Source organism: Frankia sp. Hr75.2 (assembly GCF_949319125.1).
Classification (GTDB): Bacteria; Actinomycetota; Actinomycetes; order Frankiales; family Frankiaceae; genus Parafrankia; species Parafrankia soli.
The window spans coordinates 77,026-90,950 of the sequence record NZ_CASGGV010000099.1 but is presented as its reverse complement, the minus strand read 5'-3'; the positions used below and the strand labels follow the sequence as shown (position 1 = coordinate 90,950).

Annotated in this window: 8 protein-coding genes; 5 read left to right on the top strand and 3 right to left on the bottom strand. The window is 72.9% G+C overall.

The genetic code is table 11. The features are described 5' to 3' along the window. Nucleotides 1-35 precede the first annotated feature (35 nt). Both AC559T_RS09150 and AC559T_RS09145 read right to left on the bottom strand, forming a co-directional pair. Entirely contained in the window at nucleotides 36-893 is an 858-nt protein-coding gene (locus tag AC559T_RS09150) for an ABC transporter permease (RefSeq protein ID WP_071062324.1), read from the bottom strand. Next, nucleotides 890-1,957, bottom strand: coding sequence for an ATP-binding cassette domain-containing protein (locus AC559T_RS09145; RefSeq protein WP_498868447.1), 1,068 nt, complete (start codon nucleotides 1,955-1,957; stop codon nucleotides 890-892). Before AC559T_RS09145 ends, AC559T_RS09150 begins: the two co-directional genes overlap by 4 nt. A gap of 144 nt (nucleotides 1,958-2,101) precedes the next feature. Between AC559T_RS09145 and AC559T_RS09140 the strand changes: the two genes are divergently transcribed. Continuing rightward, nucleotides 2,102-2,953 carry a DUF72 domain-containing protein gene (locus AC559T_RS09140; protein WP_112108718.1) on the top strand — a complete coding sequence of 284 codons (852 nt, stop codon included), beginning with the start codon at nucleotides 2,102-2,104 and terminating at the stop codon, nucleotides 2,951-2,953. Between the two features lie 439 nt (nucleotides 2,954-3,392). Here AC559T_RS09140 and AC559T_RS09135 read toward each other — a convergent pair whose 3' ends face one another. Then, nucleotides 3,393-4,961 carry an ABC transporter substrate-binding protein gene (locus AC559T_RS09135; protein ID WP_498868463.1) on the bottom strand — a complete coding sequence of 523 codons (1,569 nt, stop codon included), beginning with the start codon at nucleotides 4,959-4,961 and terminating at the stop codon, nucleotides 3,393-3,395. A 528-nt stretch (nucleotides 4,962-5,489) separates the two neighbouring features. Here AC559T_RS09135 and AC559T_RS09130 point away from each other — a divergent pair. From AC559T_RS09130 to AC559T_RS09115, 4 genes are all read left to right on the top strand, one after another. Beyond that, a complete protein-coding gene (locus AC559T_RS09130; protein ID WP_248829842.1) occupies nucleotides 5,490-6,347 on the top strand; it encodes an LLM class F420-dependent oxidoreductase in 858 nt (285 codons plus the stop codon). A 64-nt stretch (nucleotides 6,348-6,411) separates the two neighbouring features. Continuing rightward, complete coding sequence (locus AC559T_RS09125; RefSeq protein ID WP_020463678.1) at nucleotides 6,412-7,209, top strand: enoyl-CoA hydratase/isomerase family protein; 798 nt, start codon at nucleotides 6,412-6,414, stop codon at nucleotides 7,207-7,209. A 364-nt stretch (nucleotides 7,210-7,573) separates the two neighbouring features. Further along, nucleotides 7,574-8,821, top strand: coding sequence for a GGDEF domain-containing protein (locus tag AC559T_RS09120; RefSeq protein ID WP_071062312.1), 1,248 nt, complete (start codon nucleotides 7,574-7,576; stop codon nucleotides 8,819-8,821). Between the two features lie 48 nt (nucleotides 8,822-8,869). Further along, nucleotides 8,870-13,873 (top strand): FtsK/SpoIIIE domain-containing protein, encoded by a 5,004-nt coding sequence (locus AC559T_RS09115; protein ID WP_498868446.1) that lies wholly within the window; start codon nucleotides 8,870-8,872, stop codon nucleotides 13,871-13,873. The last annotated feature ends 52 nt before the right edge of the window (nucleotides 13,874-13,925 follow it).

Here is a 13,925-nt window from a genome sequence, read left to right as displayed (position 1 = left end):
CGCCCGCCCATCGGGTGAGGGCACCGGATTCCCGGCTAGAGGTGCCGCTTGTAGCTGGCCACCGACAGCGGCATGAAGATCACGATCACGGCGAGGCCGGCGAGCAGCGTCCAGCCGACCTGCGCGGTGATCACGCCGTTGTTGGCGAGGTCGCGGGTTCCGGAGACCAGGTGTGACACCGGGTTGATCCTGGTGAAGGACTCCAGCCAGCCCGGCAGCGTGTCCGCTGGCACGAAGGCGTTGGAGAGGAAGGTGAGCGGGAAGAGGATCATCATCGAGATCCCCTGCACGCTGCGGGCGCTGCGGGCCAGCGTGCCGATCCAGGTGAACGCCCACGCGAGCGCCCAGCCGGTGAAGACCGCGAGCAGGACCGCGCCGACCACACCGAGCACCCCGCCGCCCGGCCGGTAGCCGAGAATCAGGCCCATCAGGTAGGTCAGCACGGCCGCGATCAGATAACGGATCAGGTCCGCCATCATCGGCCCGGCGAGCGGCGCGATCCGGGACATCGGCAACGACCGGAACCGGTCGAAGACGCCCTTGTCCATGTCCTCCCGCATCTGCACCCCGGTGGCCATGCAGGTGGTGAGCACGGTCTGGGCGACGATGCCGGGGATCAGCAACGGCAGGTAGCTGTCGACGTCACCGGAGATCGCGCCGCCGAACACGTAGGCGAACATCGCGGTGAACAGCAGCGGCTGCAGCGCCACGTCGAAGAACTGCTCCGGGTTGCGGCGCATCTTCTTCAGCGCCCGCCACGCCATCGCGAAGGTCTGGTTGAAAGTGTCGCCCAGCCCGGGGCGGGCGCGCGTGCGGGCTACGGCGGCGGCCGGGTCGACGGCTGGCGCCGATCGCGGGCGGGCGGCGGACGGTTCGGCTACGAGGGTGTTCATCGGGCCTTCTCCATGACGGGCTTGTCGGGGCTGTTCGTGTCCTGGCCGGGGACGGCGCCGGCCGGGCCGGCGGTGCCGGTGCCCGTGCCGTCCCCGGTGCCGGTGCCGGTGCCGTCTCCGGTATCCGTGCCGTGGCCGGTGAGGGCGAGGAAGACCTCGTCGAGGCTGGGCTTCGCGACACTGACCGAGGAGATCGAGACGGCGGCCTCGCGCAGCGCGATCAGCACGTCGGCGGCGCGGTCGGCGACATCGAGCGGGACGTTCATCCGGCCCGACTCGGGGGTGGTGACCGGCTCTTCGCCGAGCACCCGGAACACCACCTCGCGGGCGAGCGCCTGGTCGGCGCCGGGGGCGAGCTGAAGCTGCAGGGTCGAATCGCCGACCTGGGTCTTCAGCTCGTCCGGAGTGCCCTCGGCGACCTTGCGGCCCTGGTCGATCACGCAGACCCGGTCGGCGAGCTGGTCGGCCTCGTCCAGGTACTGGGTGGTGAGCAGGACGGTGCAGCCGTCCTCGACGAGACCGCGGATGGTGTTCCACATCTGGCCTCGGGTGCGTGGGTCGAGCCCGGTGGTCGGCTCGTCGAGGAAGATCAACGGCGGTCGGGTGATGAGGGAGGCGGCGAGGTCGAGGCGGCGGCGCATGCCGCCGGAGAACGCCGAGATCTTCCGCTCGGCGGCGTCCTCCAGGCCGAACTGCTCCAGCAGCCGGCGCGCGGTGGCGCGAGCGTCCGCGGCCTTCAGGCCCTGGAGCCGGCCGAAGAGCCACAGGTTCTCGGTGGCGGAGAGGTCCTCGTCCACCGAGGCGTACTGGCCGGTCACGCCGATGAGCTGGCGGACCCGGTGCGGCTGGGCGGCGACGTCCACACCGAAGATCTCGGCCCGGCCGCCGTCGATCGGCAGCAGCGTGGCCAGCATCTTCAGCATCGTCGTCTTGCCTGCGCCGTTCGGCCCGAGCACGCCGAAGATCTCGCCGTGTCGCACCTCGAGATCGATCCGGTCGACGGCACGGAAATCGCCGAATCTCTTGACCAGGCCATCGGCCCGGACAGCGGGTGTGGCTGTCACGCGTCGTCCTTCCATGGTGCTCGGCAGCTGGGAAGCTGGGACGACGCTAGACAGCGGCGGTATCACCGCCCCTACACCCCGGTTTCACCGACCTTCAGCCGGCCGGCGCGGGCCGGCGCGATCCAGCGACGGAGGGCACGAGACATGCATCTGCACGTGGGGTGCGCGATGTGGAGTCACAAGTCCTGGCAGGGGCGCCTGCTGGCCCATCCGCTGCCGGCCCACGAGCGCCTGCGGCACTACGCCGCCTGGTGTAACGCGGTCGAGGGGAACACCACGTTCTATGCGACCCCGGCCCGGGAGACCGTGGCCACGTGGGCGCGGCAGACCGACCCCGGCTTCCGGTTCGTGGTCAAGCTGCCGAAGGTCATCACGCACGAACGCCACCTCACCGACGTCGACGAGGTGCTTCGCTCGTTCCTGAACGCGATGGAGCCGCTCGGCCCGCGGGCGCACGCCCTCTGGATTCAGCTGCCGGGGGCGTTCGGCCCGGCCGACGTGTCGCTGCTCGCCCGCTTTCTGCGCCGGCTCGACACGTCCCACCGGTACGCGGTGGAGGTCCGCCATCCGGCCTTCTTCGCCGACCCGCGCGCGGCGCGCCTGCTCGAGGACGCACTCGCCACCGTGGGCGCCGAATGGATTCCGTTCGACACCACCGAGTTCTTCCGGAGCCCGCCGACGAGCGACGCCGAACGGGACGCCTGGGCGAAGAAGCCCCGGATGCCGCTCCGGTCACTCGCGCTGACCGACCAGCCGATCGTCCGCTACCTCGGCCGCGACGACTCCGCCCGGACGGTCGAGGGCTGGCGGCACTGGGTCGACACCACCGTCACGTGGCTGCGCGAGGGACGATCACCCACCGTCTTCATCCACACCCCGGACAACGTCGACGCTCCGCTGCTCGCCCGCCGTTTCCACGACGAGGTCCGGGCCCGCGTGCCCGGGCTCGATCCCCTGCCGCAGCCGATACCAGCCGAGCCCCTGACCCTCTTCTGACCGCACGCCAGGTACAGCACACCGAGCATCGGGGCGGGCATCCGCACTTGCCGCCGGTACCAGACCGCCCAGGATGCCGCCGGTTCGTGCGCCGCGGCGGCGGAGGGGCCCCGCTCGTAGGCCCGCAGATCCGCCGCGAATCCCGGTCGTCCCTCAAGTGGGAGCGTTGCCCTGCCGAACAGATAACGCTCGGCGACTCCCCGGTTCGGATAGTCCTCGAGCCGGGATTGGAAGGTACGCCCGAAGTCGCGCCCGACGACCCGGAGATAATCGTGCGCGGCGGCACCCTGCGCGTGGGTGACCGGGTGGAGCCCGTGCCCGGCGAGGACGACGTCCACCCGGCACCGCTGCCCGAGGCCGCCCTGGCGCGCGCCGACGATGATCGACGCGCGCCAGGTGACGGCCGTCAGGCGGTGTACGTTGTGCCGTTGTCAGGCCGTCATGACTGGATCCACAGCTTCTCCGGCAGCAGCGATCCGAGGCCGTACTGCGTGACACCGCCGACGTTCCTGGCCGAGATGGCGCCGAGCGGCCCGCGCGCGAAGAAGATCATCGGGACCACCTCCGTCAGCCGGGCCTGCACGCGGTCATAGGCCTTCTTCCGCTCCTCCACGGTGGTCGCGGTCCGTCCCGCCAGCAGGCTCTCGTTCAGCTGAGGATCGTCGAGCATGGACAGGTTCGCCGGCGAGCCCCCGAGGAGGGTCGTCGGCAGGCGGGGGTCGGGGTCCAGGAACATCGAGGACGTGAGGACCGCGTCGTAGTCGTGCGACGTGCGCAGCGCCGAGAACTCGGCGACCTCTATGACCCGGACCTGGAACTTGACGTTCTTGAACGCGCTCAGCTGGGCCTGGATGTTCTCGGCCATCTTCCGGTTCTCCGACGCCGGAGTGGTGGTGAACGAGAAGGAGACCGGCTTGCCCTCGGCGGCGAGCTCGTCGAAGAGCTTCTGGGCGGTCGCCTTGTCCGTCTTCTGCAACGGCGTGGGCGAGTAGAACGGTGATGAGTCGGTGAACAGCGTGGTGGCCATCCGCGCGCTGCCGTTCCAGACGGCGAGGTTCAGCGCGTCCATGTCCAGCGCCTTCGCGACCGCCTGACGTGCGCGCACGTCGTCGAACGGCGCCCGGCGCGTGTTCAGCGCGGCGACGATGCCGCCGCTGGCCGGCAGGAAGTCGACCGCCAGCCCCGCCTCGTCAGCCTTGCCGAGGTTGATCCAGCTCGAGTCGACCGCCAGGTCGGCACCACCGGTGAGCAGCGTGTTGTAGCGCTGGTTGCTGTCCTGTGCCGGGCGCAGGACGAGGGAGTCGAGGTACGGCCTGGGCGCGTCCCAGTAGCGGGGGTTCTTGACCAGCCGCATGTTGTCCTGGCGGGCCCAGTTCTGCAGGGTGAACGGCCCGGCGCCGATCGGGTTCTTGTCGAAGGCCGGCCCGCCCTTCCGCAGGGCCGCCGGCGAGGCGATCCAGTTCAGCGTCGAGGTGACGATGGCCTCGGAGTACTTCGGAACGGGGGTGACCAGGGTGACCCGCAGCGTGACGTCGTCAACTACCTCGGACGAGGCGATCATCGCCGCATCCGCCCGGCTGGCGGAGCCGGTGGCCGGTTCCTTGGTCCGGTCCCAGTTGAACTTCACGGCATCCGCATTCAGCGGGGTACCGTCCGAGAACACCAGCCCCGGCCGCAGCTTCAGCTCGAACGTCTTGCCGTTGTCGGCGGACTCGAACGACTCGGCCATCGAGTAGTGGATCTCACCCGCCTCGTCGTCGGTCATCAGTGTTCCGTACAGGGCGTTCCCGATGAGGGCTCCGCTGGCGTAGACGTTGCCGATGACCGCCGGGTCCATCGTGCGCGGCTCGCTCAGCAGCAGGATCCGCGCTTCGCCACCCGCCACAGGCTCACCCGTGGCCCCCGACGCGGACGTACCGGTATCGCCACCTCCTCCCCCGCAGGCCCCCAGCAGCAGACCCGTACAGCAGACGAGAGCGGTGACGAGTAATCGCGCGCGGTGAATCATCTTCGGCCCCTTCATCGATGTTCATGATCAACGAAATCCGGCAAGATCATGGTTGGGAATGTGCGGCTGGAGCGGCGTCTGTCCGACGACCTGGCTACCGACCTCGCCTACCGGGCCCGTCTGCCGGCCCGGTCACCGGCGCCGCACCTCGGCGCACGCGCGGTCGTGGGACGTGGTCGAGGCGGCGGCCGAGATGGCCACTCGCCGGGTCAGTCACCACGGGTTATATCTTCACCTATTTTTCGTCGGCTCCGCAGCCGCTTCGACTCGATAGCCATGCCGCTCCCGCTCAGCGGCGGTCCCTGGCGGCACGGCTGCGTGGTAGGCCTTGACCTGTGTCTTTGTCACGGCCGGCTGGATCCGTTCGCGGGACGGCTCCGGCGCGGACGGGTCGCACCCCTACGCCAGCCGCAGCCGCAGCCGCGCCGGACCCAGCGCCACAGATGCCCTCCGATATCGATGCTGGCACCCAGTGCAGCATCGGGCGTAGAGTGCCCAAAGCCAGCGGAACGGCGGCGAAAGGACGACATGGAGCTCAGCGGGGTCGGGATCTGGAGCCTGCACCTGCGGTTCGGGGATCCGGCCGAGGCGGCCGACGCCGCCGCGGAGCTCGACGACCTGGGATTCGCCGCGCTCTGGTTCCCCGACGCCGGCGGCCCGGCCTTCGACACCGCCGGACGGCTGCTCGCGGCGACCCGGCGCACCGTCATCGCGACCGGCGTGCTCAACCTGTGGATGCACAGCCCGGAGGAGACCGCGGCCCGGACCGCGTCGCTCACCGCGGAGCACGGCGACCGGTTCCTGCTGGGCATCGGGGTCAGTCACGCCGACGTGGTCGACGCCGGCGAACCAGGCCGCTACCAGCGGCCACTGGCCGCGATGGGTGGCTTCCTCGACGCGCTCGACGCCGCGCGGCCATCCGTGCCGTCGACCGGTCGGGTGCTGGCCGCGCTCGGCCCGAAGATGCTCGCGCTCGCCGCGAACCGGGCCCGCGGCATCCACCCGTACCTGGTCACCCCGGAGCACACCCGCCGCGCCCGTGAGGTGCTCGGCGCCGGCCCGCTCGTGCTGCCGGAACAGACAGTGATCCTCTGCGGGACGAGGGAAGAGGCCCGCTCGATCGGGGCCGACTGGCTGCGCAGATACCTCACGCACCCGAACTACGCGAACAACCTGCTCCGACTGGGCTTCTCGGCCGAGGATCTGGCGTCCGTCAGCGACCGGCTGTTCGACGCGGTGGTGGCCTGGGGCGACGAGGAGGCGATCATGCGCAGGGTCAACGAGCACCGCGCCGCGGGCGCCGACCACGTCGCCCTCCAGGTGCTCACCGAAGACGCGCGGGTCCTTCCCCGCGAACAGTGGCGCCGGATCGCCGCCGCCGTGTGATCGCACCGCCGGGCGACGCCCTGGCATGCCATCATCGCGAGCGGCGGCACGAGGGAGGAGCAGCATGACCGATGACCTGGGAGCGGCGGGCCTGCGTTTCGAGCGCGACGGAGCCATCGGCTGGTGTGTGATCGACCGGCCGGCCGCCCGGAACGCCCTGACACCGGCGATGTACTTCGGCATCAAGCGGGCCGTACAGCTGGTCAACACCTCGCCCGACCTGGCCGCACTGATCATCACCGGCACCGGTGACGTGTTCGCCCCCGGCGGCGACCTCGGCAGCAGGTCCGAGCCCGGCGACAACCTGCCGCCCGACCTGCGCGGCGAGGACGTCCTGCCGTTCCTCACCATCCGGGACAGCCGGGCGCCGGTGGTGGCCGCCGTCAACGGCATCTGCCAGGCCGGTGGCCTGCTGATCGCCATGATGGCGGACATCGCGGTCGCCAGCGACCAGGCGACGTTCCGGGTCCCCGAGCTGCTGCGGGGGATCCCCGACGCCACCTATGCGGCCGTCCTGCCCGCCCACGTCGGCATCGCGGTGGCCCGTGACCTGCTGTTGTCGGCGCGCCGCTTCGACGCCGCCGAGGCCCAGCGGCTGGGTGTGATCAGCCGGGTCGTGCCGCACGACCAGCTCCGCGAGGCCGCCGTCCAGGCCGCCGGGGAGATTCTGCAGACCGCCCCGGCGGCCCGCATGCATGTCAAGCGCATGCTGAACGAGCGCTATGGGCTCATCGACTACCAGACCATGTTCTGGGCGATGCAGCAGTCGCCCGAGCCACGTGAGGGCATGCGCGCGTTCATGGAGAAGCGGGCGCCTGAATGGGTCCCCGAGCAGTTCGCCGGCGACGGCGGGCGGCGCTGACCTCACACCCGTTCCGCCAGCTGAGAGGTTTGCGGCCCGGGACTTCCAGTGCGCGATACCTGGGCTGCTCCAGATGCCGGGCAGCCCAGGATGCCGCGCGGTTCCAGATGCCGGGCAGACCCGGATAGCTGGGGATATTCGTCGACTTCTTTACAGTCCGACACAAGAATTCGACGCCCGGAACACTACCGAAAAGCATCGGTCGCACTCCACCAGACCCTTTTCCGGACGGGGCGACAGTCCGGCGTCAAGGATCACGGATATCGGTCGGGCCGTCGGCGGTGATCCCGCGCGCGGCTGCCGGAGGAAATGGAGAACCTGGCGCAGCCGCGGCTTCGACGTCCCGAGAGGGGAATCAGAATCGGTGATCACCGACGACGTGGCCGCCGCGGTCCTCGACTCGTTACCGTCACGCATCGCCGTACTGGGACCAGATGGAATGGTGGTGCGGCTCAACGACGCGTGGCGGCGCAGCGCCGCGGCCGGGCTGGCGGTCGTCCCCGTCCGCCCCGGGGCGAGCTGGCTGGCCGCCTGCGAGGCAGCCGGGCGGAGCACGGAACCGCTGCGGACACTGGCCGGGCTGACCCGCCGGATGCTGGACAACCGCCGCGACCAGGTCCGCGTCGAGATCCCGCTGGCCACCCCGCGCGGCGAGCGCTGGCTGGACGTCCGGATCAGGGCGCTCAGCCGCGGCGACGGGCTGGTCGTCGTGGTGGACGACGTCACCGATCGCCATGACCGGGAGGCCGTGCTGCGCCACCGGGCGACTCACGACCCGGTCACGGGGCTCCCGAACCGCTCGGCTCTCCGTGATCTGATCGCCGAGGCGCTGGCCGCGCCGCCGACCGTCGGTTCCGGCCAGATGGCACCCCCCGGGGTAACCAGGAACAGCGGCCGGCGAACGTCATCCGAACGGGCGGGCGTCGCCGGTTTCGAGGCGTGGACGGTACCCGTTCGGACCGGTCGGCCAGACCCGGCGGAGCCGCCGACAGCCGACCGCACCGCGGGGGTCGAGGGAAATGAAGCCGAAGCGACCCTTCCCGGGGCCGGGGCCGCGGGGGTGGAGGCCGAGGGCACCGGGGGCACGGCCGAGGGCACCGGAGTTGCGGTCCTTTTCCTCGATCTCGACGCCTTCGGGCGCGTCAACCAGCGGTTCGGCTACACGGTCGGCGACGGGACGCTGCGCGCGGTCGCGCTCCGGTTCGCCGAGGTGCTCGGGCCCGGCGCGGTGCTGGGCCGCTGGGGCGGGGACGAGTTCGTCGTCGTGACGACCGAGGTGACCGGCCACGCGGCGGTGGCACTGGCCGACCGGCTGACCTCCTGCCTCGTCGATCCACTGGTCGTGGACGACCACCGGGTCCGGGTCACGGCCAGCGTCGGGATCGCGTTCGGTGGGGGGCTCCGATCGGGCCATGGCGAGGTCGCGCCGCTCGGCGCCGACCACGCCGCGGGCCTCGGCACCCCACCGGCCCCGGTTCACCGGCCGCTGGACGGCGATGCGCTGGTGAGAATGGCCGGCGAGGAGATCGTGAAGGCGCGCTCCCGGGCCCGCGAGACCCGTCGCGGCCGCAGCCGCCGCCAGAATCGCTCGAAATCAGGCGACTCTTCGTAAGAAGTTACAGAGAGCACACTGTCGACTTCGGCTTGTATCGTGCCCGCCATGTGGATCACCATCGATGTCGCGGGCGTCGCGGACACGTCCCCTCGGGCGCCTGCCCGCGCCTGCCTGGTGCCTGCCGACAGTCGGCGGGCCACCAGGCGGACGGTACTGCTCCGCGCCGACGGGGCAACGCCGCTGGGCGCGATCGCGGCCGCGCTGGCGGAGCACGCGCACGGATCCGAGCGGCGGCCGGGAGGTCGGGGGCGGGGGCGATCGCCCGGAGCGGTGCAGGGCGCCCGCGAGCCCCCGGCGGCGATCCACGTCGATGGCGCGGAGGTCGACCCCGGCCTGCGGCTGGACGCCTCGCCCCTGCGCGACGGCTCCGTTCTCAGGCTCGGCGCGCCGCTCGGAGCACCCCTCGGCGCGCCGCTCGGCGCGCTGCTCGGAGCGCCGCTCGGAGCCGGGCGCAACGAGCCGGTGGGGCTTGTCGAGCTCCGGGTCACCGGTGGTCCCGGCGCCGGCATGGTGCACCGGCTCCTGGCCGGCGAATACGGCCTGGGGTCGGACCCTGCCGGCGGCGTCGTGCTGCGCGGCCGTTCCACGCCGCGGCGCGCGTTGTCCCTGCGGGTCGACGTCGACGGCTCCTGCACGATCACCCCCCGTTCGGGGGCGACGGTGTGGATCGACGGGTGCCGCCGCGACGGCCCCGTCTCCTTCCCGGCCGGTGAACGCGGCGGTGCCGGGCCGCGGGTCACCCTGCGCGTCGGCGGGGCGCGGCTGCTGCTGACGGTGCCCGACGAGCCGGACGCCCTGCTCCAGCCGGCTCCGGCCGGGCCGTACCTGGAGATCAGCCGCGAGCCGCGGATGCTGCGTGCCCCGGGCGGTTCCCGGTACCGCCTCCCCACGCCGCCGGTTCCGCCGCGGCCCGCACCGCCCCCGGTGTTGGCAACGCTCCTCCCCGCCGCGGCCGCGACCGGGATGGCGGTACTCCTCCACGCCTACTACCTGCTTCTTTTCGCGGCGCTGGCGCCGCTCTCCCTGGTCGGCTCCTACCTGGCGGCCCGGCGCCAGGCAGCGCGGGAGCACCGGCGTGAGCTGGCGGAGTACCAGCGGATCCGGGCCGAGATCGACCGGGACGCCACCGCCGCGCTCGACCGCGAGGCCGCTGCCCTCCGCCGCGCCCATCCGGACCCGGCGGCGACACTGCTCCGCGCGCTGGGCCCGCGGCGTGGTCTCTGGGAGCGCCGTCCCGAAGACCCTGACTTCCTCCACCTGCGCGTCGGCACGGGCGACCTGCCGGGCGGCGTCGTCCTCGACGACCCCGCCGCGCCGGATCACCGCCGACAGACCCGGTGGCAGCTGCGGGACGTCCCGGTGACGGTGCCGCTGCCCGAGACCGGGGTCCTCGGGGTGGTCGGGGCGGGGGACTTCGCCGGGGTGGTCGGGTCCTGGTTGACGGCGCAGGCCGCGGTGCACCACAGCCCACGGGATCTCGCCGTCCACCTCGTCGTCGGGACCGCGTCCCCGGCGAGCTGGGAGTGGGCGCGGTGGCTGCCGCACTGCCGCCAGCCCGACGGGCCTCCGGGAGCGATCCTCGTCGGGGCGGACGGGCCAGGCCGGGCGCGGCGCGTCGACGAGCTCGCCAGCATGATCGACGCCCGGCTGGCCCGCGCCGGAGGCGGCGGTGCCGCGCAGGTGCCGCGCGATCCCGCGGTGCTGGTCGTCGTCGAGGGCGCGGCGTCGATGCGGGCCGCACTGATCCCGGTGCTGCGCTCCGGGCCCCTCGTCGGCGTCTACGTCGTGTGCCTCGAACGTGATCCGCGGCTGTTGCCGCCCGAATGCCACACGGTCGTCGAACAGGTGCCGGGCGGGATTCGGGTCCGGCGGCAGGGGGCCGAGGGCGTCGACCATGTCTGCCCCGACCTGGTCGCCGGCGAGCCCGCCGGGGGCGGCGATCCGCACCCTGCCGGCGAGCCGACAGGCGGCCCGGGCACGAGCGCCGGCCTGGGCGCGGAGATCTCCGGTCCCGCGGCCGCGGCCTGGTGCGAACAGCTGGCACGCGCGCTGGCACCGGTTCGCGACCCCGGCCCGCGCGAACGCGGACCGGCCTCCGCACGCGCGGAGACCAGACTGCTGGAGCTGCTCGACCTCGACCCGCCGACCGCCCGTGCGCTCGCCCCGCGCTGGATCACGGAGAGGGCCCCGGGGCCGGTCCCCATCGGGGTGTGCCCCGCCGGGCCGGTCAGCCTCGACCTGAGCCGCGACGGGCCGCACGCCCTGGTCGCCGGCACGACCGGATCCGGCAAATCGGAGTTCCTGCAGTCGCTGGTGGCCTCGCTGGCCGTCCGCAACCGGCCGGATGAGATGACCTTCGTCCTCGTCGACTACAAGGGTGGCAGCGCGTTCGGCGACTGCGCCCACCTCCCGCACACCGTCGGTCTGGTGACCGACCTCGATCCGCACCTGGTGCGGCGTGCCCTCGACTCCCTCGCCGCCGAGCTGCGCCGCCGCGAGGCGCTGCTCGCCGATGCCGGGTGCAAGGACATCGACGACTACAGCCGGGCGCCGCGGCCCTCCCACCCGGCGCGGCAACCGCTGCCGCGCCTCGTCGTGGTCATCGACGAGTTCGCCGCCCTCGTCCGCGAGCTGCCGGAGTTCGTCTCCGGGCTCGTCGGGCTCGCCGGGCGGGGCCGGTCGCTGGGGATCCACCTGGTGCTCGCCACCCAGCGGCCGGCGGGCGTCGTCTCGCCGGAGATCATGGCCAACACCAACCTGCGGGTGGCGCTGCGGGTCACCGACCAGGCGGAGAGCATCGACGTGCTGGGCCTGCCGGACGCCGCGCTCATCCCCGGGTCGTCGCCGGGCCAGGCCATCGTGCGGGTCGGCCAGGGCTCCCCGCTGACCTTTCAGACCGGCCGGATCGGTGGGTCCCCGCGCCGCGCCGAGGCACCGGCCGCGGCGCCGATCGTGATCGAGTCGCCCTGGCCGCCACCGGCCGATCTCGCGGACACCGTCGCCCGCGCCGAGAGCATCGCGGCGGGGCCTGGCCACGAGGCCGAGATCGCGGAGCGCGACAGCGAGGAACCGACGGATCTGCGCGCGCTGGCCCGGGCGCTGCGGGAGGCGTCCCGGATCTGCCGTGTCCCGGGGCCGCGGCGGCCGTGGCTGCCCCCGCTGCCCGTCCGGATCACGATCGACGATCTCCCCACGGACGGCTCGCCGGGCTCGGGCCCGGGTGGGCCAGGGCTGCCTCCCGTCCCGCTCGCACTCGCCGACCTGTGCCTGGCCCAGGCCCAGCCCGTCTTCGCGATCGACCTCGAGCACGGGTCCCACCTGATGATCCTCGGGTCCCCGCGTTCCGGCCGTTCCACGGTGCTGCGGACCTTCGCCGGATCGCTCGCCAGGGCGGTGTCCCCCGCCGACGTCCACGTGTACGGGCTGGACTGCGGGAACAACAGCCTCGCGCCGCTGACCGCTCTCCCCCACACCGGAGCCGTCGTCGGCGTCGGCGAGACCGAACGGGTCCACCGCCTGCTCGCCCGGCTGGCGGACGAGGTCACCTGGCGGCAGGAGGTTCTCGCTGCCGGCGGCTTCGCCGATCTGGCCGAAGCCAGGCTCGCCGCCGGGGCTCGCACCATCCAGCGCCACCGCACGGGGGACGAGACCTCGCCCCGTGCGGCGGACGAGACCTACCGCCGCGCGGAGCACGAGGAGTTCCGCCCGCGCCGCCCGCACCGCCCGGGCGGTGCGGGCGGCGCACGGCCAGGGCGGCTGCCCTACCTGGTCCTTCTGCTCGACGGGTACGAGGGATTCCTGGCCTCCTTCGAGAGCTTCGACGGGGCGGCGGCGGTCGACCGCCTGCTGGCGCTCGCGCGGGACGGCCCCGCTGTCGGCCTGCGGATCCTGGTCACGACCGACCGCCGCGGTCTCACCGGCCGGCTGCCGTCCACCATGGAGCAACGGCTGGTGCTGCGGATGGCGGAACGCGCCGACTACGGCCTGGCGGGCCTGGCGGCGTCCCGGATCCCCGACGCCCTGCCACCCGGTCGCGGCTTTCTGATCGGAGGGCCGGCCGGCCGCGTGGCACCCGTGTGGCGCGACGCCGCCGGCCCCGTCGAGCTGCAGGTCGCCCTGTTGACCAACGACCCCGCCGGGTCCGCGCAGGCGGGCATGCTGCGCCGGATGGCGGCTCCCGGCGGCCGCCGGGAGCCGAGCGCCGTCGCGAAGGGTGCCCCGGTTTCCTCCGCCAGCCCGTTCCCGCGACCGCACGCAGGCCCCGGGCCAGGTCGGGCCCCGCGCCCGCCGGTTCCGCGCCCGTTCCGGGTGGACGTTCTGCCCTCGCGGATCAGCGCGCGAGAGATCGCGGAGCTGCACCCGACCGGACCGGAGCCGGGCGCCACGGCGGGGCCGGGCCGGCGAGTCCCGGTCATCCTGGGCGTCGGAGGCGACGAGCTGGCACCCGTCGGCATCGACCTCGACTTCGACGGCCCCGGGTTCGTCGTGGCCGGCCCGTCCCGGTCGGGGCGCAGCTCGACGCTGATGAGTATCGGGCGCGGCCTGCTCGGCGTGGGATCACGGCTCGCGGTCGTCTGCCCGCGTCTGTCTCCGCTGCGTGGCCTCATCGGCCCCGCGGTGGTCCAGCTGGTGGAGGGCATGGCGCTGGAGGAGGCCCTCCGGCGGCTCGGTGGCCCCGGTCAGACGGTCGTACTGGTCGACGACGCGGAGCTTGTCTCGCCCACGCCACTCGGCGACGAGCTCGCCGCCTTCCTGCGCGGAGGACACGGCGGCGGGCTGGTGGCCGCCGGCACCACCGAGGATCTCGCCGGCCAGTTCCGCGGCTTTCTGGTCGATGTCCGCCGCTCGAGAAGTGGTCTGCTGCTTTCTCCCGGCGGCCCCGCCGACGGCGACCTGCTCGGCGTCCGGCTGCCGCGAACCGTCTGCGGGCCGGGGCCGCCCGGGCGGGGGCTCCTGGTCCGCCGCGGCACGATCACACCCGTCCAGGTAGTCGAACCATCACCAGCAGAAGCGGCGCGACCGCCACCGCACCCAGAAAATCGGAGTTGATGCATCAGTCCGACACCAAAGGTAACATCACGCTGTCGATCGGAGCACATCA

What these genes read in the sequence shown, in the direction of transcription:
- AC559T_RS09150 (WP_071062324.1), bottom strand. Translation starts at nt 893, where the DNA reads ATGAACACCCTCGTAGCCGAACCGTCCGCCGCCCGCCCGCGATCGGCG.
- AC559T_RS09140 (WP_112108718.1), top strand. Translation starts at nt 2,102, where the DNA reads ATGCATCTGCACGTGGGGTGCGCGATGTGGAGTCACAAGTCCTGGCAG.
- AC559T_RS09135 (WP_498868463.1), bottom strand. Translation starts at nt 4,961, where the DNA reads ATGATTCACCGCGCGCGATTACTCGTCACCGCTCTCGTCTGCTGTACG.
- AC559T_RS09130 (WP_248829842.1), top strand. Translation starts at nt 5,490, where the DNA reads ATGGAGCTCAGCGGGGTCGGGATCTGGAGCCTGCACCTGCGGTTCGGG.
- AC559T_RS09125 (WP_020463678.1), top strand. Translation starts at nt 6,412, where the DNA reads ATGACCGATGACCTGGGAGCGGCGGGCCTGCGTTTCGAGCGCGACGGA.
- AC559T_RS09115 (WP_498868446.1), top strand. Translation starts at nt 8,870, where the DNA reads ATGTGGATCACCATCGATGTCGCGGGCGTCGCGGACACGTCCCCTCGG.